This is a genomic window from Bradyrhizobium sp. 197, assembly GCF_023073375.1.
Classification (GTDB): Bacteria; Pseudomonadota; Alphaproteobacteria; order Rhizobiales; family Xanthobacteraceae; genus Bradyrhizobium.
This window is the reverse complement of record NZ_JADPJJ010000143.1, coordinates 25471-43174: the sequence shown is the minus strand read 5'-3', so window position 1 is coordinate 43174 and position 17704 is coordinate 25471. Positions and strand designations below refer to the sequence as shown.

The window sequence follows — 17704 nt, the reverse complement described above, 5'->3', positions numbered from 1 at the left end:
GGTCAGATCCCGACGTCCGGCGTTACGCCGGAACCGGCTCGCCTTCGGCGTGGCGGTGCTTCTCGGGAAGATAGGCCAGCAGCATTTCGCGCACCAAAGTCGGGCTCTTGGAGTCGCGGATCATCAGAATGCCGTCGATGATCAGCGTACGATTGGTTTCCTCGTCGATCAGCTTGCCATGCAGCTTGTCGGCGATCGGCAGGCAGAGCAGGTTCGCGACCAGCGCACCGTAGAGAGTTGCCAGCAGGGCGGTCGCCATGAACGGGCCGAGCTTCGAGGGATCTGACATGTTCGAAAACATTTGCACCATGCCGATCAGGGTTCCGATCATGCCGAACGCGGGCGCGCAGTCGCCGACGGCGCGGTAGATCTTGCTGCCTTCGTTCAGATGCATCAGGAAATTGTCGCGGTCGCGTTCCAAATTATCCCGAATGAAATCGAGGTCGTACCCGTCGGCGACGTAGCGAATGCCCTTGGCGAGGAAAGGCTCGTCGGTCTCGACCTTTTCCAACCCCACCGGGCCCTGCTTGCGGGCAATCTCGGCGATGCGGGCGAGCTCGTCGACCAGATCGTGCGCCGACAGCCGGCTCATCGTGAAGGCGAACTTCATGCCGAGCGGCAGGCCGTGCATCAGCACTGAGAGCGGAAAGCGGATCATGGTCGCTGCGGCCGATCCGCCGAAGATGATGATCATCGCATGCTCGCTGATGAACATGTGCAGATCGCCGCCCAGCAACACCATCGTCGCGACGACGATAATGCCCGCCACGAGGCCGGCGCCCGTCATGATATCCATGGAAGACTCCAACGCGCACACAACAACGGCCGTCCTGGCCGATGGCGCGGCCCAACACCGAACCGCATCGGAAACCCTAGTGAGCTGCGATTAACGACGCGTAAAGGTTAAGTTGAGCCGGCTCGCCTGGCGGGTGCAGCGCGCTGAAAGGCGCCGGCTTTGCCGACTGCCGACACGACTTTCAACGTTTTGATAACCATAAGGGCTCTCGCGCCCCGTCACTCAAGGCTGTGGGTGCGCGAACCCTTCGGCTGCGGCCTTGCGCCACATCGGGGGTGACGGGTCAGTTGGTATTCTGGCGGGGGCCGGCACACTCATGGCGGAAGGCATCGTAATGGTGACGCTGTTCAGTCTTCTCACCGCGCTTCCCGCAGTGCTGGCGCTCCACATGCTCAAACCCGAGCTCGTCCTGCCGGTGTTCAGCGTGCTGCTCTTTATCGAGGCGGCCTTGGCCGTGATCGCAGCGCGCTTGATCCACATCCCGGACAATGCGGAAGATATTACTCTGTGGGATTTTGCCGGCGGCTTCACCTTGATTGGCTGCGCTGCCGCGGTGTTCGGCGAGCCGGATCAGGCCGCCCTGTTCTTGACGGAACAGGGCAGCCCGCGGGCGGCGCCGCAGCCGTAGATCGTTGCAGTCCCGCCGTTAGTGGATCTCAGCAGAGCGCTTCAGCGCGGCCTTGAGCTTCTCCAGCGAGAAGTCGGGGCTGCGGGCGATCTCGAGGATCGGCGTCTCGCGGCGGCCGCAGAGCTCGGCGGCGTCGGGCAGTTTTGCGGCGATGTCGCGCGGGATCGCGATCGCGCCGTGCAGATCGGCGTGGATCAGATCGTCCGATTTCACGGTCATGCCGGCGACGCGCACCTCGCCACCAAAGCTCTCCGCATGCACCCAGGCATGCGACGGCCCGATCGAGCCGGCCAGCGCCTGGAAGCCCGGGGCCCATTGCGGAATGTCGCGGATCGAGCCGTCGGTGATGACACCGAGGCAGCCGAGCGCCTTGTGCACGTTGCTCTGCACCTCGCCCCAGAACGCGCCGTAGCCGACGTCGGGACCGTCGATGTCCTGGATCACCGAGATGCGCGGACCAAAGCCGGTGCCGACATATTCGTAATAGTCGATGCGGCGCTTCGACTGCTCTTCCGGCGGCAGCGAATTTTTCAGCACCGAGCGGATTGCAACCGTGCGGGCGTAGCCGACGATCGGCGGCAGATCGGGGAACGGGCAGACCAGTTGCTTGGTGGTGTAGCCGATCAGCCGGCGCTCGGGCGCCACGATCTCCATGGCATTGCAGATCGTCGGCGTGTCGTAGCGGCCCAGCGCTTCGAGGACGGAAGCGGGCAGCGGCCCGGTCGCGGTATCAGTCACGGCGTTCTCTCCCAGATTGGCGGCCGCTGTTGGCGCGGTGCCGCCGGCACTGGCGATATAGCCGAGATCCGGCCTCAACCCAACTCAGGGCGCCTCATGGCAGATATCCGAGTCTTGCTGCTCAGTCTCTTGCTGCTCAGTGTCTTGCCGCTCAGTGCAGGCTTCCGGGTCGGTCGTCCTCATGCGGCGGCTCCGACAGGTTAGCCAGCGTCGGTGCCGACGGCGGCGACGAGACCTCGCCTCCCGACGGCGCCGTGGCTTCCATCGCGCGCGCCTGGTCGCGATAGGATTTGTAGCCGAGCGGCAAAACGAGGAGATACAACACGGTACCCACCGAGAGTACGTGCCAGGGATAAGCGATCAGGATCGCGATGAAGACGACCACCGCGACGAAGGCCGGCAGCACCAGCTCGGGCGGCACGCGCATGCGCTTGGTCTTGCCGGAGAACACCGGCAGGCGCGACACCATCAGGAAGGCGATCAGCAGCGTATACGCAGCCGTCACCGCCGCAGGCAGCCGGCCGAGATCGAGGAACGCCACATAGATCGGCAGCAACACTGTGATCGCGCCGGCCGGCGCCGGCACGCCGGTGAAGAAATTGGCGGCGAACGCCGGCTTGTTGGGATCGTCCATGGTGGCGTTGAAGCGCGCCAGCCGGAGGCCGCCGGAAATCGCGAACACCATCGCCGCGATCCAGCCCGCATTACCGAGCTCGTGCAGCTGCCAGAAGTACAGCATCAGGCCGGGAGCGACGCCGAAATTGACGAAGTCGGCGAGGCTGTCGAGTTCGGCGCCGAACTTGGACTGGCCCTTGATGAGGCGCGCAACGCGGCCGTCGATGCCGTCGAGCAAGGCCGCGAACACGATGGCGTAGACTGCGAGTGACATCCGCCCCTCGATCGACAGGCGGATCGAGGTCAGGCCGGCGCAGATCGCCAGCAGCGTGATGACGTTGGGCACCAGCATCCGCACCGGGATCGGGCGGAACCGCCGGCGGCGCACGTCAGGATCCTTGAAATCATAGGGCGTCATTGGCTCGTCCTCACCTTGAGGCGAGATATAGCAAGCTGCGCTCCCCTCCGCCATTGCGGCGGAAAGCCCCTGGAACGCCTTATTGGTTAATTGGAGCGATAGGCGCGGCTCGGGTCGTCCCCGGTGAGATCGGCCAGAATCGTCTCACCGGCGATCGCCGTCTGCCCTTCCGAGACCAGCGCCTTGGTGCCCACCGGCAGGTAGACATCGAGCCGCGAACCGAAGCGGATCAGGCCGAAGCGCTCACCGGCGCCGATCGCCTGCCCCTCTTTGACGAAGCAGACGATGCGCTTGGCGACAAGCCCTGCGATCTGGATCACGCCGATCCGCGCCGTTGGCGTCGTGATCACCAGCGAGTTGCGCTCATTGTCCTCGCTCGCCTTGTCCAGCTCGGCATTGATGAACAGGCCGGGCCGATAAGCGATACGGTCCACCCTGCCCGTGATCGGGCTGCGGTTCACGTGGCAGTTGAACACGCTCATGAACACCGAGACGCGCGGCAGTGGCCGGTCGCCGAGCCCGAGCTCGGCCGGCGGCAGCGCCATGGTGATCATCGAGACGCGGCCGTCGGCCGGCGACACCACGAGCCCCTCGCGGACGGGGGTCACGCGCACGGGGTCGCGGAAGAACAGCGCGCACCACACGGTCAGGATGGTGCCGGTCCACCCCAAAGGCGACCACAGCCAGAACAGGATGAGGCTTGCCAGTGCAAAGCCGCCGATGAAGGGATAGCCCTCCTTGTGGATCGGCGGGATTTGACGCTGGATCGAATCGAGAATGGACATCGCTATCTGCCGCTCAGGGTTGATGGCGCAGGTCGTCCCGCGCGGTGGTGTTGTTTAGGCCAGAGTTGGGACCGGAGACAAGGTCACTCCGCCGCCGCAGGCGTCGTCAGGACGTCCTGGACCGACGGCGGCTCCCGGTTGGGCGCCTCGCCAGAGTCGGCCATCCGGGCCAGTTTCTCGCGCGCCGCCTCGGCCTCGCGCTGCCTGTTCCACATACTGGCGTAAAGGCCCCCCTCCGCGAGCAGTTTTGCGTGGGTGCCGCGCTCGGCGATGCGGCCCTGGTCCAGCACAATGATCTCGTCGGCGCCGACGATGGTCGAGAGCCGATGGGCAATCACCAGCGATGTGCGGTTCTTCGCCACGCGCTCGAGCGCGCCCTGGATCTCGTGCTCGGTGTGGGTGTCCAGCGCCGAGGTGGCCTCGTCCAGCACCAGGATCGGCGGCGCCTTCAAGACAGTGCGCGCGATAGCGACGCGCTGTTTTTCGCCCCCGGATAGTTTCAGGCCGCGTTCGCCGACCTGGGTCTCGTAGCCCATCGGCGACATGCGGATGAAATGGTCGATCTGCGCCAGCCGCGCCGCTTCTTCCACCTCGGCATCGCTGGCGTCCCAGCGGCCGTAGCGAATGTTGTAGCGGATGGTGTCGTTGAACAGCACGGTGTCCTGCGGCACCATGCCGATGGAGGCGCGCAGCGAGGCCTGCGTGACCTCGCGGATGTCCTGGCCGTCGATCAGGATCTTGCCGCCGGAGATGTCATAGAGGCGAAACAGAAGCCGCGACATGGTCGACTTGCCCGCGCCGGACGGGCCGACGATCGCGACCGTCTTGCCGGCCGGCACCTCGAAGCTGATGCCCTTGAGGATCGGCCGGGCCGGCTCATAGGAAAAGCGCACGTCCTCGAAGCGCACCGTGCCGGCCGAGACCACCAGCGGCTTCGCGTCGGGCGCGTCCTTGATCTCGGCCTCGCGTCCCAGCACGTTGAACATCTTCTCGATGTCGATGATCGCCTGCTTGATCTCGCGATAGACCATGCCCATGAAGTTCAGCGGCTGGTAAAGCTGGATCATCATGGCGTTGACCAGCACGAAATCGCCGACCGTGTTGGTGCCGTTGCGCACGCCGATCGCGCACATCAGCATGGTCGCGGTCAGCCCCAGCGTGAAGATCACGGCCTGGCCGGTGTTGAGCACCGCAAGCGAGGTATAGGCCTGAACGCTCGACTCCTCGTAGCGTGCGACCGACTTGTCATAGCGCTGCGCTTCGCGGGTCTCGGCGCTGAAATACTTCACGGTCTCGTAGTTGAGCAGCGAGTCGATCGCCTTGGTGTTTGCCTCGGTGTCGGAATCGTTCATCTTGCGGCGGATGCCGATCCGCCACTCGGTGGCGATGTAGGTGTAGTACATGTAGACGGTTACCGTGATCAGGGTTGCGACCACGTAGCGCCAGTCGAACTGCCAGAGCAGCACGGCCATCAGGAGCGAGACCTCGACGATGGTCGGGATCAGCTGCAGGATCACCATGCGCACGATGACTTCGATGCCCTCGCGGCCACGCTCGAGTACGCGCGTCAGACCGCCGGTCTTGCGCTCGAGATGAAAGCGCAGCGAGAGTTCATGCATGTGAATGAAGGTGATGGTGGCGAGCTTACGCACCGCGTGCATGGCAACGCGCGCGAAAATGCCGTCGCGCCATTGCGTCAGCACCGCCATCACGATGCGCATCGCGCCGTAGCTGGCGGTCAGCAGCAATGGCGAGGCGATCACCCAGAGGTGCCAATTGTCCGCCTGCACCGGCGCGGTGTTGGCCCCTGTCAGCGCGTCGGTCGCCCATTTGAAGCTGAAAGGAACCGTCAGCGTGATCAGCTTGGCCGCGAGCAGCAGCACCATCGACCAGACCACGCGCATCTTCAGGTCGAAGCGGTCGCCGGGCCAGATATAGGGCCACAGATGCGCCAGCGTGCCCATCAGCGTGGCCCGCTCCAATGGTCCCACGGCGGGAGGATCAGGAACGTCGGCGCCGTCGAACGATTGAGCTTGGTCCATCAAAAAGCCTGAAAGGCCCGCCGGATGCGGGCACGGTACGATTTGCGATTTTCGTTCGTCATATAGAGCCTTCCCGATGCCAGCGCACCCCGCCAGATGGCGAATCTCCGATCGTTTTCCGCCATTTACCGGTAGATTTCCGGACGCCCCGAATCACCGATGGGGCTTGACGCCTCTTCGCTGCAATGCATCATGGCACCAATGAGCACGATCAAAACCGTCTGTGTCTATTGCGGCTCCGGCCCCGGAACCAATCCCCGTTTCACCGATGGCGCCAAGGCGTTCGGCAAGGCCCTCGCCGAGAACAACATCCGCCTGGTCTATGGCGGCGGTTCGCTCGGCCTGATGGGCTCGGTCGCGACCTCCGTGCTCGATCACGGCGGCACCGTCACCGGCATCATCCCCGACTTCCTGCGGATGCGTGAGAACGCGCTGACGCGTGTGCAGGAGATGATCGTCACTCCCGACATGCACGAGCGCAAGCGGCTGATGTTCGAACGCTCCGACGCCTTCGTCGCGCTGCCGGGCGGCGTCGGCACGCTGGAGGAGCTGGTCGAGCAATTGACCTGGAAGCAGCTCGGCCGTCACGCCAAGCCGGTGCTGCTCGCCAACATCGACAATTTCTGGGAGCCGCTGTTCTCGCTGCTGTCGCACATGCGCCAGACCGAGTTCATCCGCGCCGGCCTTTCGGTCGATATCCTCAAGGCTGATCGGATCGAAGAGATTTTGCCGAAGCTGAAGGCGGCTGCGGCACAGATCGACGAAGCGGAGAAGAAGCTCGCTCCCGAAGTGGCGCGCAAGCTCTAGTCCGCAGGAAACGTCACCGCCTCGATCCGATTGCCATCGGGATCGATGACGAAGGCCGCGTAATAGCGCACGCGGTCGTGCGGACGGATACCCGGCGCACCGTCGGATGCACCGCCGGCGGACAGTGCTGCAGCGTGAAATGCATTGACCTCGGCGGTCGTCTTGGCCCGCAGGCAGATATGCACGCCGCTCTCTGGCGTGACGTGCGTCATTCCCTCGCGCAGATTGATCCAGAATTCGGGGTAGGCCTTGCCGAAGCCGATCGTCCGCGGTCGCGTGACGAGGCGCGTGAGCCCGAGGGCGGCGAGCGTCGATTCGTAGAATGTAGCGGAACGTTCGAGGTTGCTCACGCCGACGGAGATGTGGTCGATCATGGGTCGCGCTCCCCTCTCTCCTCGTCATTGCGAGCGAAGCGAAGCAATCCAGACCGGCTCTGCGGAAGCAGTCTGGATTGCTTCGTCGCTTCGCTCCTCGCAATGACGGCGTTTTATGGCGCCGCCATAGCTCACCTCACTATCCCCTACGCCGGCGCCCCCGACTTCACCAGCTTGTAGATCACCGAATCCATCAGCGCCTGGAACGAGGCGTCGATGATGTTCGGGGACACGCCGACCGTGGTCCAGCTGTCGCCGTTCTCATCCTCGCTCTCGATCAGCACGCGCGTGACCGCGCCGGTGCCGCCGTTGAGGATACGCACGCGGTAGTCGATCAGCGTCAAACCCTCGATGTATTTCTGGTACTTGCCGAGATCCTTGCGCAGCGCAACGTCGAGCGCATTGACGGGGCCGTTGCCTTCAGCCGCCGAGATCAAATGCTCGCCGGCGACGTCGACCTTCACGACAGCGAGCGCCACGGTGACGCGCTCGCCGTGCGAATTGTAGCGCTGCTCGACATTGACGTCGAACTGCTCGACCTCGAAATAATGCGGCACCTTGCCGAGCGTGCGGCGCGCCAAAAGCTCGAACGAGGCGTTGGCGGATTCATAGGCATAGCCTTGCGCCTCGCGCTCCTTCAGTTCCTCGACCAGCCGCGTCAGCTTCGGATCGCTCTTCTCATAGGCGATGCCGGCGCGGTCGAGCTCGGCGATAACATTGGAGCGGCCGGCCTGGTCGGACACCAGCACCTTGCGGTGGTTACCGACCAATTCAGGCAAGACGTGCTCGTAGGTCTGCGGATCCTTCAGCACCGCGGAGGCATGAATGCCGGTCTTGGTGACGAAGGCGCTCTCGCCGACATAGGCCGCATGCCGGTTCGGCACGCGGTTGAGCATGTCGTCGAGCGTGCGCGAGACTTTGACCAGGGTCGCGAGCTTCTCGGACGTGACGCCGATCTCGAAGGCGTCGGCAAATTCCTGCTTCAGCTTCAAGGTCGGGATCAGTGAGCAGAGATTGGCGTTGCCGCAGCGCTCGCCGAGGCCGTTCAGCGTGCCCTGGATCTGCCGCGCACCGGCACGCACCGCGGCGAGCGAATTCGCCACCGCCTGCTCGGTGTCGTTATGGGCGTGGATGCCGAGATGATCGCCGGGGATGTGCTTTGCCACCTCGGTGACGATGGCCTCGACCTCGTTCGGCATGGTGCCGCCATTGGTGTCGCACAGCACCACCCAGCGCGCGCCGGCCTCATAGGCCGCCTTGGCGCAGGCGAGCGCGAAACTTGCGTCCTCCTTGTAGCCGTCGAAAAAGTGTTCGCAGTCGAGCATGACCTCGCGGCCGGCGGCCTTGGCCGCCCCGACGCTGTCGCGGATCGAGGCGAGATTTTCCTCCTTCGTCGTCTCCAGCGCGACACGCACCTGATAGCCTGAGGCCTTCGCCACGAAGCAGATCGCGTCCGCCTTCGCCTCCAGTAGCCCGGCGACGCCGGGATCGTTGGAGACCGAGCGCCCTGCCCGGCGCGTCATGCCGAAGGCGGTGAATCGCGCATGATGGAGCTTGGGCTTGGCGCCGAAAAACTCGGTGTCGGTCGGATTGGCGCCGGGATAGCCGCCCTCGACATAGTCGATGCCGAGATCATCGAGCATCGCCGCGATGACTTGCTTGTCCTTCAGCGTGAAATCGACGCCATTGGTCTGCGCGCCGTCGCGCAGCGTGGTGTCGAAAAGATAGAGGCGCTCCTTGCTCATTGCAGTGCTCCCGACGCGGGTCCGGTGCCGAGCGTCTTCTGCATGGTGGTGTTGGCGAGCCACTCGTCGTTGACGGTGATGCTGTTGCGCTGCATGGCGACATAGCCGCGCTTGGCAAAAAAGCCCTGCGCGTTGTCGCTGGCGTCGACCGTCAGCTTGTCCGCGCCCCGGCCGCCGGCAAGCTTTTCCAGCGCATCGACGAGCATCGTCGCCAGCCCCTGCCCGGCCACGGCCGGATGCACATAGAGCATGCGGATGTGATCCTTGTCGCGCAGCGACGCAAAGCCCACCGCTGATCCCTCGAGCGTTGCGATCAGCGTCAGGTCTGAGGCGAGCCGATTGCCGAACTCTTCGCTCTCGGCCGCCTCCATCCAGGCCTGCTGCTGCGCTTCGCTGTAGTCGTCGCCGGTCAACTCCTCGATGCTTGCTATGAAGATCGCGGCGAGAACCGGCACGTCGTCCGGCAGGAACGGCCGCAAGCCAGGCTTTGGAAGCGCATGTGCCATCACGCCAGCTCCCAGGTCGTCACCGGCTTGCCGTCCGCGTCCTTGCCGTCCTTGAGCACCACGCCCTTGGCGACGAGTTCGTCGCGAATGCGGTCGGACTCCCTAAAGTCTTTTTGCGCACGCGCAGCCGCGCGCGCCGCGATCAAGCGGTCGATTTCGCCGGCGTCGACGCCAGTTGCCTGCTGCTTGCGGCTTTCCCATTGCGCAGCGCTCTCGGACAGGAAGCCGAGCAGACGCAGCGACCCCGCCAGGGCGCTCACATCGGTGCCACGCAGGCTGTGCAATGCCGCGATCGCGAGCGACGTGTTGAGGTCGTCGAGCAGCGGCTCGGCCACGGATGCGGCCGGCTGGCCGGGCGCGACGTCGGCCGCGACGCGATACCAGTCGTCGAGCGTCCTGGCGCTCTCCTCCAGCGACTTCATGGTCCAGTCGATCGGCGAGCGGTAGTGCGTCTTGAGCATATTCAGGCGCAGCACCTCGCCCGGCCAGTCCGCAAGCAGCTCGTGGATCGTGACGAAATTGCCGAGCGACTTCGACATCTTCTCGCTCTCGACCTGCAGGAAGCCGTTGTGCATCCAGTAGTTCGCCATGCGCTCCCGGTGGAAGGCGCAGCAGGTCTGCGCGATTTCGTTCTCGTGATGCGGAAACACGAGATCGATGCCGCCGCCATGGATGTCGAAATGTTCACCGAGATGTTTCCAGGCCATCGCCGAGCACTCGACGTGCCAGCCCGGCCGCCCCTGCGCGGCGATGCCGGCCGGCGACGGCCATGACGGCTCGCCCGGCTTGGACGGTTTCCACAGCACGAAGTCGGTATTGCCCTTCTTGTAGGGCGCGACATCGACGCGCGCGCCGGCGACCATCTCGTCCAGCGAGCGATTGGACAGCGCGCCATAGCGCGGCAGGACGGAGTTGGCCGCGTTCATCGCCTGCGGCGAGAACAGCACATGGTCCTCGGCGACATAGGCAAAGCCGCCGGCGACCAGCCTTTCGATGATCTCGCGCATCTCGCCGATATGCTCGGTCGCGCGCGGCTCGACGCTCGGCCGCAGCGCGCCGAGCGCATCGACGTCGGCGTGAAATTGTCTGCCGGTCTGCTCGGTGACTTTCCGGATCGCTTCGTTCAGCAGCAGGCCGGGGAAATCGCGCGCGGCGCGGTCATTGATCTTGTCGTCGACGTCGGTGATGTTCCGGACATATTTGACGTGCGCCTCACCATAGAGATGGCGCAGCAGCCGGAATAGCACGTCGAACACGATCACCGGTCGGGCATTGCCGATATGGGCGAAGTCATAGACGGTCGGTCCGCAGACATACATGCGGACATCCTTCGCATCGAGCGGCACGAAGGTGCGCTTTTCCCGGCTCAGCGTATCGTAAAGGCGCAATTCCATATGGATACCCGTCGGCTGTTGGCCGGGCGTCCAGGGCTCTCAATGGTTTTGAGATAAAGACGGCTCCAGCCAGCGAATCGCTAGCTAATAATCTCGCGGCAAATGGCGCAAATGGCGAGGAGACCGTTCATGCGGCGACATATGGGCCACGAAGGGCCCACGCGTCAAGGGAGCCGCGGAAATGCCGTCTTACCTCCGCATCGCGCGGCTGCCCCGCCTTGATGGTTCATCATCCTTAACCATTTGAGCCCATTCTGGAACTGGCAGTTCCTTCTTTTTTGCCCCCGGTGTTTTCATGCGATCATTGCTCGCGCTCATTTCCTGCGCCTCCATCCTTGCGGCATCCAGCGCTTTCGCCGAGACGCGCATCTTCATCATCGCCAACCAGGCGGACGGCTACGGTGTCGACCAGTGCCTCGCCAAAAGCGAGAAATGCGGCTCGCAGGTCGCACGCACCTATTGCCAGTCACGCGATTTTGCCCAGGCTTCGGCCTATCGTCGGGTCGATCCCGACGAAATTACCGGCTCTGTCCCCAAATCCGGCGCAAACTGCTCCCATGGCCATTGCGACGAATATGTCGCAATCACCTGCCAGCGCTGAATCCACTCGGAACTGGCGTATCTTAGGCGCAATCTTTGGCCCCTGAAACGACGTGACGATGCCGCAGGAAGCGGCTATGGGAGGACGCGCTTCGGCGCCCCAAATCACGCGTGGCCGTGACCTCGCTAGAATGGCGGATATGCCCGAATTTTTGTCTCTCCCCCGTGCTCGCTTCCTCCTTGCCTGCACCGTGCTCCTAAGCACGGTCGTGCTTGTCACCGGCGCTTTCGCACAGGCCGGCCCGCCCGGGCCGCCGCCGCCTCAGCCCGGCCAGAACGGGCTTGGACCGAATCCGATGTGCGTGCGACTGGAGGGCCAGCTCGCCGCGCTCGATCGTAGCGGTGGCGGCGGTGACCCCGCGCGCGAAGACCAGATCCGCCGCTACCAGGAGTCCCAGACCCGGCAGCAGGCCGAGCTCGACCGCGTCACCATGCAAGCCAAGCGCATGGGCTGCGATTCCTCCGGCTTCTTCTCGCTGTTCAGCGGCCAGTCGGCGCAATGCGGTCCGGTCAATACCCAGATCCAGCAGATGCGCGCCAATCTGGACCAGATCACCGGCAATCTCGAACGCCTGCGCGGCGGCGGTCCCGGCGGCTTCACTCCGGAGCGCGACAACCAGCGCCGCTCGGTGCTGGCCGCGCTGGCGCAGAACAATTGCGGCCCGCAATATGCCAACGCCGCACAGTCGCAAGGCGGCAACTTCCTGAGCAATCTGTTCGGCGGCAACAACCCCAACAGTCCACAAGGCGTGCCGCCCTCCGATCTCGGCCCGCAGTCAGGCACCTATCGTACCGTCTGCGTGCGCACCTGCGACGGCGCCTACTTCCCGGTCTCGTTTGCGACTGTGCCCGCGCGCTTCCCCGACGACGAGAAGACCTGCAAGGCGCTGTGCCCGGCCGCCGAAGCCGTGCTCTACACCCATCGCAATCCCGGCGAAGACATGAACTCCGCGGTCTCCACCAGCGGCCAGCCCTACACGGCGCTGCCGACCGCGTTCAAATTCCGCAGCGAGTTCAACCCGTCCTGCTCCTGCAAGGCCGCGGGCCAGACCTGGGCCGACGCGCTGAAATCGGCCGACGACAAGGCGTCGGCCGAGCAGCAGGGTGACATCATCGTCACCGAGGAGAGCGCCAAGAAGATGCAGCAGCGGCAGCTCACCAAGGGCACGCCTGCCGCGGCTGCGAAGAAGGGCGCAACGCCGCCCCCGGCCACGGCCGGCACACCGGCCGCCGCACCGCCCGCCGATACTGGCACCGCTGCGACCACCGAGAACAAGCCGATCCGTTCGGTCGGACCGACCTTCATCCCACCGAAGCAATAATTCTGCACCAATCTCGAGCCAAGTGGGCCGCCGGGAGCGGCCCTCTTGCTGTTACTGCTCGCCCTCGCGGCTCCACGGGAAGAGATTGGCCGGAAAGTCCGCCGCATAGCGCCTCCCCTTCGGGGGCGGCGGCGGTTCATCAGGTGGATTCGGATTCGGCTCGACCACCCTCCGGTAAAGATGCCAAGTGGCATGACCGAGCACTGGCAGGACGACAGCGAGACCGACGAAGAGCGGCAGTGAGCCGATCATGAGCAGTGCCGCGACGACCAGCCCCCACCCCGCCATCGCAACCGGATTGGCCGCCACCACCCGCAGGGAGGCCCGGATCGCATCGATCGCCGTCGCATGCCGATCGAGCATCAATGGAAACGATACGACGCTGACGCATAGGGCCGCGACGGCAAACAGGAAGCCGACACCGCAACCGACGATGATGAGCGACCATCCTTCCGGCGTCGTCAGCACGCGGGTTGCGAAGTCAGGAATGCTTGCGGCCGCCGCGTGACCGAAGATGGCGACATAGATCGCGTTCGCGACGCCGATCCAGACCCCGAACAGGACGAGCAAGAGCACGCCGAGCTCGAACATGGCGCCGAAGGACGGTGCACGCAAAACCTTGATCGCGTCCCACGCCTCGACCTCCTCGCCGCGCTCGCGGCGACGGCTGAGTTCGTAGAGACCGATCGCGGCAAAGGGCCCTATCAAGGCAAATCCGGCCGCCAGCGGAAACAGCAGCGGCAGGACCGAATGGCCGAGGACCATCCTGAACAGGACGAGACCGAGAACGGGATAAATCAGGCATACAACGACCGCGTGACTCGGCATCGCCTGGAAATCCTCCCAGCCCAGGCGCAGCACCTCTCTCAGGTCGGACAAGCCGATCTTGCGAACGGGATAAGAGACCGCCTCGCCGAACAGGTGCCGTTTTACGATGTTGTTGGAATAAAGAGTGGCCATGGACACACCCTCCTCTGCTGAAGTCGCCGCGGCGAACCGCGCGCTTTCCGGCCGCGCGCATCCGCCTTTATGTGCGGGAGACGCGATCGAGCCGAATACGGCAGTTCCAGGCTCAACGAGGAAGGAGCTTAGCCGGACGAAACCCGTCGCGACCTGCGCTCCAAGCTTAGCGCGGGCGCATCGGAATGACCAGCGCTCCCACTTGGTGAATTGTGTTTCGCATATTTTGTGCGATGCATCACATCGAGAATGCAACTGGCGCTCGCCAGCTTGCACCGCGACAGGAATCGTCGCGCCAGCGAAGCGCGTTTGACGTGCTATTGACGTCGGGTTCGCAGGGGATCATTCTAAAAGCCTAGACGCCCCCAGCAGTGAGCGGTCGCGATCTTTCTCTTGAATGTCGCGACCGGTTGAATGGGCGAGACAAGAGGCGCGGCGATGGCGCATATGTCAGTATAGATGCCAGCACAACAGAAGAGTCCGCCATCGCGACCAATGTGAGCTTCGCCCTGGATTCGTATCCGCAGCCTTCGATGGCGCAGCCTTCGATGGCAAGGATGGATCAGGATGGCTGTCGCACTGATACTGCTTCTGGTCGCGATCGGCTCGGTGCTGTTTCACCTTTACAGCCCGTGGTGGTGGACGCCCATTGCCACTAACTGGAGCTACATCGACCAGACGATCAACATCACATTCTGGATCACCGGATTCGTCTTTACCGCGGTCGTTGCATTCATGGCCTATTGCGTCTTTCGCTTCCACCATAGGGAGGGAAGACAGGCAGACTACAATCCCGAAAACAAAAAGCTTGAATGGTGGCTCAGTATCGGGACCGGAATCGGCGTCGCCGCCATGCTCGCACCCGGCCTGGTCGTCTGGCACCAGTTCGTGACGGTGCCCGCAGACGCCACCGAGATCGAAGTCATGGGCCAGCAATGGCAATGGAGCTTCCGCTTGCCGGGGAAGGATGGTCGGTTGGGCACGTCCGACGTCGGCAACATCAGTCCAGACAATCCGATGGGCCTCAATCGCAGCGATCCGCATGGCCAGGACGACGTCGTGATCGAGAACGGCGACCTGCATCTTCCAACGGGCAAGCCCGTCAAGGTTCTGCTCCGCTCCGTCGATGTCCTGCACGATTTCTATGTGCCGGAGTTCCGGGCCAAGATGGACATGGTCCCAGGCATGGTCACCTATTTCTGGATAAGGCCGATCCGAACCGGGACCTTTGATGTTCTCTGCGCGGAACTATGTGGCGCCGCTCATTATCAAATGCGGGCCAAGGTGATCATCGAGGAAGAGAGCGACTATCACGCCTGGCTCGATCAGCAGAAGACGTTTGCCGAATTATCCGGCCCAAAGGCCGTCGTGAGGGCGACGTACCAATCGGGCGGCAAATAGGGAAATGCCGCTGCGAACATGGATCGGGCGCGTGAACCAACTCATCGCCCCCGAAGGAAACGACCGAGGAGGTGCTCTATGGTCGATGTTCCATATGATGGGATCACAGGCATTCCGCCTGCCGAAGTGCCTGAAGTCGAGCTCTACCATCCGAAAAGCTGGTGGACGCAGTACGTCTTTTCGCAGGACGCCAAGGTCATCGCCATCCAGTACTCACTGACAGCCTCGGCCATCGGTCTCGTGGCCCTGGTGCTGTCGTGGCTGATGCGACTGCAACTGGGATTTCCCGGCACCTTCTCCTTCATCGATGCCAACCAGTACCTCCAGTTCATCACCATGCACGGCATGATCATGGTGATCTATCTGCTTACCGCATTGTTCCTCGGAGGCTTCGGCAACTACCTGATCCCGCTGATGGTCGGAGCACGGGACATGGTCTTCCCCTATGTGAACATGCTGAGTTACTGGGTCTACCTGCTCGCGGTCCTGGTGCTGGCTTCGACCTTCTTCGTGCCCGGCGGCCCCACCGGCGCCGGCTGGACGCTGTACCCGCCGCAGGCGATTCTCTCCGGCACGCCCGGACAGGAATGGGGCATCGTCCTCATGCTGTCCTCCCTGATCCTGTTCATCATCGGCTTCACCATGGGCGGGCTGAACTACGTGGTGACCGTGCTGCAGGCGCGCACCCGCGGCATGACCTTGATGCGTCTGCCCTTGACGGTGTGGGGCATCTTCACCGCCACCGTTATGGCGCTGCTGGCATTCCCTGCGCTGTTCGTTGGCTCGGTGATGTTGCTGCTCGACCGTCTGCTGGGAACCAGCTTCTTCATGCCGTCGCTGGTCGAGATGGGCCAACTCAGCAAATATGGCGGTGGCAGCCCGCTGCTTTTCCAGCACCTGTTCTGGTTCTTCGGTCATCCCGAAGTCTACATCGTCGCTTTGCCCGCCTTTGGCATCGTCTCCGACCTGATCAGCACGCATGCGCGAAAAAACATCTTCGGCTATCGCATGATGGTCTGGGCAATCGTGGCGATTGGCGCGCTAAGCTTCGTCGTGTGGGCGCACCACATGTATGTGAGCGGGATGTACCCATATTTCGGGTTCTTCTTCGCCACGACGACGCTGATCATCGCCATTCCCACCGCCATCAAGGTCTACAACTGGGTCCTGACCCTTTGGCGTGGCAACATACATCTCACGATACCGATGCTGTTCGCGCTTGGATTCATCGTCACCTTCGTGAACGGTGGGCTTACCGGCCTATTCCTCGGCAACGTCGTGGTCGATGTGCCGCTTTCGGATACCATGTTCGTCGTCGCGCATTTCCATATGGTGATGGGCGTCGCGCCGATCATGGTTGTGCTAGGGGCGATCTATCACTGGTACCCGAAGGTCACGGGGCGAATGTTGAACAACGTTCTGGGCCAGTTTCATTTCTGGGTCACGTTCCTCGGCGCCTACCTGATCTTCTTCCCCATGCACTATCTCGGGCTGCTCGGCGTTCCGCGCCGATACTTCGAGCTCGGCGAGGCGGCGTTCATTCCGCCGTCCGCCCACTCGCTCAACCAGTTTATCACCGTGGTCGCGTTGACGGTTGGCTTCGCCCAGATGGTGTTCCTGTTCAATCTGGCCTGGAGCCTGTTCGAGGGCGAGCCGTCGGGGGGTAATCCTTGGCGAGCAACGACGCTGGAATGGCAGACGCCGGAGACGCCGCCAGGGCACGGCAACTGGGGCAAGGAGCTCCCGGTCGTCTATCGTTGGGCCTATGACTACAGCGTGCCGGGTGCTGCTGAGGACTTCATTCCACAGAACCAGCCGCCCACGACGGGGGCCATTCAGGGAGCTGCTCCGTGAGCGCCGTTATCCTGTTCCTGGGCGTGATCGCGGTCATCGCCGGATGGTGGCTCTCGCAGCAACGGCTGACTGCCAAGCCGTGGCTGGAGGCGGGTCCGATCGATGACTTCCCAGGCACGGGCGCAATGACCTGGCCGGCAGCGAAGGTCGGACTTGGCGTATTCCTCGCCGTCGCCGGCTCGCTGTTCACACTTTTCATCAGCGCCTACTCCATGCGCATGAACATGGCGGACTGGCGGACAATGCCCGTGCCGACGGTACTGTGGTTCAACACGGGCGTGCTGGTCATAAGCAGTGTCGCATTGCAATGGGCGTACGTTGCGACGCGCCGGAACGACATCGACGGCGCCATCGTCGGTCTGCTCGCCGCTGGAGGGGCAGCGATCACGTTTCTCGCAGGACAGCTTCTGGCGTGGCAACAGCTGAACGCCGCCGGTTATTTCGTAGCGTCCAATCCGGCCAATGCCTTCTTCTACATGATCACCGCGGTGCACGGGCTGCACCTGACCGGCGGTTTGGTGGCGCTCGGCAGGACCACAGCCAAGGTATGGCACCGTAACGCCGCGACGGCCGAGATGCGCCTGAGCGTGGAGCTCTGCACCATCTACTGGCATTTCCTCCTGCTGGTCTGGGTTGTCCTGCTCGGTCTCCTGACGGGTTGGACGAACGATTTCGTCGACATCTGTCGCCAGTTGCTGAGCTAGGGAGGGTGAAAACAG

General features: G+C 63.4%; 17 protein-coding genes. 7 read left to right on the top strand and 10 right to left on the bottom strand.

Annotation, left to right across the window (positions count from 1 at the left end; translation table 11 throughout):
• Positions 1 to 22: 22 nt before the first annotated feature.
• The gene (locus tag IVB27_RS31530) at positions 23 to 796 is read right to left on the bottom strand and encodes a motility protein A (protein WP_247345488.1); all 774 of its coding nucleotides are present in this window, start codon (positions 794 to 796) and stop codon (positions 23 to 25) included.
• Between the two features lie 316 nt (positions 797 to 1112).
• Here IVB27_RS31530 and IVB27_RS31525 point away from each other — a divergent pair, with 316 nt between their 5' ends.
• Complete coding sequence (locus IVB27_RS31525) at positions 1113 to 1424, top strand: hypothetical protein (protein ID WP_247446718.1); 312 nt, start codon at positions 1113 to 1115, stop codon at positions 1422 to 1424.
• Between the two features lie 18 nt (positions 1425 to 1442).
• On the opposite strand, the gene IVB27_RS31520 is transcribed toward IVB27_RS31525, so the two are convergent.
• The 4 genes from IVB27_RS31520 to IVB27_RS31505 all read right to left on the bottom strand — a co-directional run bounded on the left by IVB27_RS31520 (position 1443) and on the right by IVB27_RS31505 (position 6022).
• A complete protein-coding gene (locus tag IVB27_RS31520) occupies positions 1443 to 2162 on the bottom strand; it encodes an RraA family protein (RefSeq protein WP_247446998.1) in 720 nt (239 codons plus the stop codon).
• A 151-nt stretch (positions 2163 to 2313) separates the two neighbouring features.
• On the bottom strand, positions 2314 to 3195 hold the full coding sequence (locus IVB27_RS31515; protein ID WP_247446717.1) for a CDP-alcohol phosphatidyltransferase family protein: 882 nt from the start codon (positions 3193 to 3195) through the stop codon (positions 2314 to 2316).
• A gap of 86 nt (positions 3196 to 3281) precedes the next feature.
• The gene (locus tag IVB27_RS31510) at positions 3282 to 3986 is read right to left on the bottom strand and encodes a phosphatidylserine decarboxylase (protein ID WP_345946953.1); all 705 of its coding nucleotides are present in this window, start codon (positions 3984 to 3986) and stop codon (positions 3282 to 3284) included.
• A gap of 77 nt (positions 3987 to 4063) precedes the next feature.
• Positions 4064 to 6022, bottom strand: coding sequence for an ABCB family ABC transporter ATP-binding protein/permease (locus tag IVB27_RS31505; RefSeq protein WP_247345477.1), 1959 nt, complete (start codon positions 6020 to 6022; stop codon positions 4064 to 4066).
• 201 nt (positions 6023 to 6223) lie between these two features.
• Between IVB27_RS31505 and IVB27_RS31500 the strand changes: the two genes are divergently transcribed.
• Positions 6224 to 6829: an LOG family protein gene (locus tag IVB27_RS31500; protein WP_247446715.1), complete on the top strand. Its 606-nt coding sequence runs from the start codon at positions 6224 to 6226 to the stop codon at positions 6827 to 6829.
• Here the strand turns inward: IVB27_RS31500 and IVB27_RS31495 are convergent.
• The 4 genes from IVB27_RS31495 to cysS form a co-directional block, all read right to left on the bottom strand.
• The gene (locus IVB27_RS31495) at positions 6826 to 7203 is read right to left on the bottom strand and encodes a VOC family protein (RefSeq protein ID WP_247340804.1); all 378 of its coding nucleotides are present in this window, start codon (positions 7201 to 7203) and stop codon (positions 6826 to 6828) included. The genes IVB27_RS31500 and IVB27_RS31495 overlap by 4 nt on opposite strands.
• A 146-nt stretch (positions 7204 to 7349) precedes the next feature.
• Positions 7350 to 8948: a citramalate synthase gene (gene cimA, locus IVB27_RS31490; RefSeq protein ID WP_247446714.1), complete on the bottom strand. Its 1599-nt coding sequence runs from the start codon at positions 8946 to 8948 to the stop codon at positions 7350 to 7352.
• Positions 8945 to 9454 carry a GNAT family N-acetyltransferase gene (locus tag IVB27_RS31485; RefSeq protein ID WP_247446713.1) on the bottom strand — a complete coding sequence of 170 codons (510 nt, stop codon included), beginning with the start codon at positions 9452 to 9454 and terminating at the stop codon, positions 8945 to 8947. The genes cimA and IVB27_RS31485 overlap by 4 nt, the downstream gene beginning before the upstream one ends.
• The gene (gene cysS, locus IVB27_RS31480; RefSeq protein ID WP_247446712.1) at positions 9454 to 10848 is read right to left on the bottom strand and encodes a cysteine--tRNA ligase; all 1395 of its coding nucleotides are present in this window, start codon (positions 10846 to 10848) and stop codon (positions 9454 to 9456) included. The genes IVB27_RS31485 and cysS overlap by 1 nt, the downstream gene beginning before the upstream one ends.
• 295 nt (positions 10849 to 11143) lie before the next feature.
• Here cysS and IVB27_RS31475 point away from each other — a divergent pair, with 295 nt between their 5' ends.
• Both IVB27_RS31475 and IVB27_RS31470 read left to right on the top strand, forming a co-directional pair.
• Complete coding sequence (locus tag IVB27_RS31475) at positions 11144 to 11449, top strand: hypothetical protein (protein ID WP_247446711.1); 306 nt, start codon at positions 11144 to 11146, stop codon at positions 11447 to 11449.
• Between the two features lie 130 nt (positions 11450 to 11579).
• A complete protein-coding gene (locus IVB27_RS31470; protein WP_247446710.1) occupies positions 11580 to 12770 on the top strand; it encodes a DUF2865 domain-containing protein in 1191 nt (396 codons plus the stop codon).
• 51 nt (positions 12771 to 12821) lie between these two features.
• Here the strand turns inward: IVB27_RS31470 and IVB27_RS31465 are convergent, their stop codons facing one another.
• Positions 12822 to 13730, bottom strand: coding sequence for a DUF2189 domain-containing protein (locus tag IVB27_RS31465; RefSeq protein WP_247446709.1), 909 nt, complete (start codon positions 13728 to 13730; stop codon positions 12822 to 12824).
• Positions 13731 to 14297: 567 nt separating this feature from the next.
• Between IVB27_RS31465 and IVB27_RS31460 the strand changes: the two genes are divergently transcribed.
• From IVB27_RS31460 to IVB27_RS31450, 3 genes are all read left to right on the top strand, one after another.
• Complete coding sequence (locus tag IVB27_RS31460; RefSeq protein WP_247340812.1) at positions 14298 to 15131, top strand: cytochrome c oxidase subunit II; 834 nt, start codon at positions 14298 to 14300, stop codon at positions 15129 to 15131.
• A gap of 78 nt (positions 15132 to 15209) precedes the next feature.
• Complete coding sequence (locus IVB27_RS31455) at positions 15210 to 16985, top strand: cbb3-type cytochrome c oxidase subunit I (protein ID WP_247340814.1); 1776 nt, start codon at positions 15210 to 15212, stop codon at positions 16983 to 16985.
• Positions 16982 to 17689 carry a cytochrome c oxidase subunit 3 gene (locus IVB27_RS31450; RefSeq protein ID WP_247446708.1) on the top strand — a complete coding sequence of 236 codons (708 nt, stop codon included), beginning with the start codon at positions 16982 to 16984 and terminating at the stop codon, positions 17687 to 17689. The genes IVB27_RS31455 and IVB27_RS31450 overlap by 4 nt, the downstream gene beginning before the upstream one ends.
• Positions 17690 to 17704: the final 15 nt, after the last annotated feature.

Excerpts from the sequence above, each read along its gene's own strand:
- IVB27_RS31475 (WP_247446711.1), top strand. The coding sequence starts at position 11,144 with ATGCGATCATTGCTCGCGCTCATTTCCTGCGCCTCCATCCTTGCGGCA.
- IVB27_RS31500 (WP_247446715.1), top strand. The coding sequence starts at position 6,224 with ATGAGCACGATCAAAACCGTCTGTGTCTATTGCGGCTCCGGCCCCGGA.
- IVB27_RS31470 (WP_247446710.1), top strand. The coding sequence starts at position 11,580 with ATGGCGGATATGCCCGAATTTTTGTCTCTCCCCCGTGCTCGCTTCCTC.
- IVB27_RS31460 (WP_247340812.1), top strand. The coding sequence starts at position 14,298 with ATGGCTGTCGCACTGATACTGCTTCTGGTCGCGATCGGCTCGGTGCTG.
- IVB27_RS31455 (WP_247340814.1), top strand. The coding sequence starts at position 15,210 with ATGGTCGATGTTCCATATGATGGGATCACAGGCATTCCGCCTGCCGAA.
- cysS (WP_247446712.1), bottom strand. The coding sequence starts at position 10,848 with ATGGAATTGCGCCTTTACGATACGCTGAGCCGGGAAAAGCGCACCTTC.
- IVB27_RS31495 (WP_247340804.1), bottom strand. The coding sequence starts at position 7,203 with ATGATCGACCACATCTCCGTCGGCGTGAGCAACCTCGAACGTTCCGCT.
- IVB27_RS31515 (WP_247446717.1), bottom strand. The coding sequence starts at position 3,195 with ATGACGCCCTATGATTTCAAGGATCCTGACGTGCGCCGCCGGCGGTTC.
- cimA (WP_247446714.1), bottom strand. The coding sequence starts at position 8,948 with ATGAGCAAGGAGCGCCTCTATCTTTTCGACACCACGCTGCGCGACGGC.
- IVB27_RS31485 (WP_247446713.1), bottom strand. The coding sequence starts at position 9,454 with ATGGCACATGCGCTTCCAAAGCCTGGCTTGCGGCCGTTCCTGCCGGAC.
- IVB27_RS31505 (WP_247345477.1), bottom strand. The coding sequence starts at position 6,022 with ATGGACCAAGCTCAATCGTTCGACGGCGCCGACGTTCCTGATCCTCCC.
- IVB27_RS31525 (WP_247446718.1), top strand. The coding sequence starts at position 1,113 with ATGGCGGAAGGCATCGTAATGGTGACGCTGTTCAGTCTTCTCACCGCG.
- IVB27_RS31530 (WP_247345488.1), bottom strand. The coding sequence starts at position 796 with ATGGATATCATGACGGGCGCCGGCCTCGTGGCGGGCATTATCGTCGTC.
- IVB27_RS31465 (WP_247446709.1), bottom strand. The coding sequence starts at position 13,730 with ATGGCCACTCTTTATTCCAACAACATCGTAAAACGGCACCTGTTCGGC.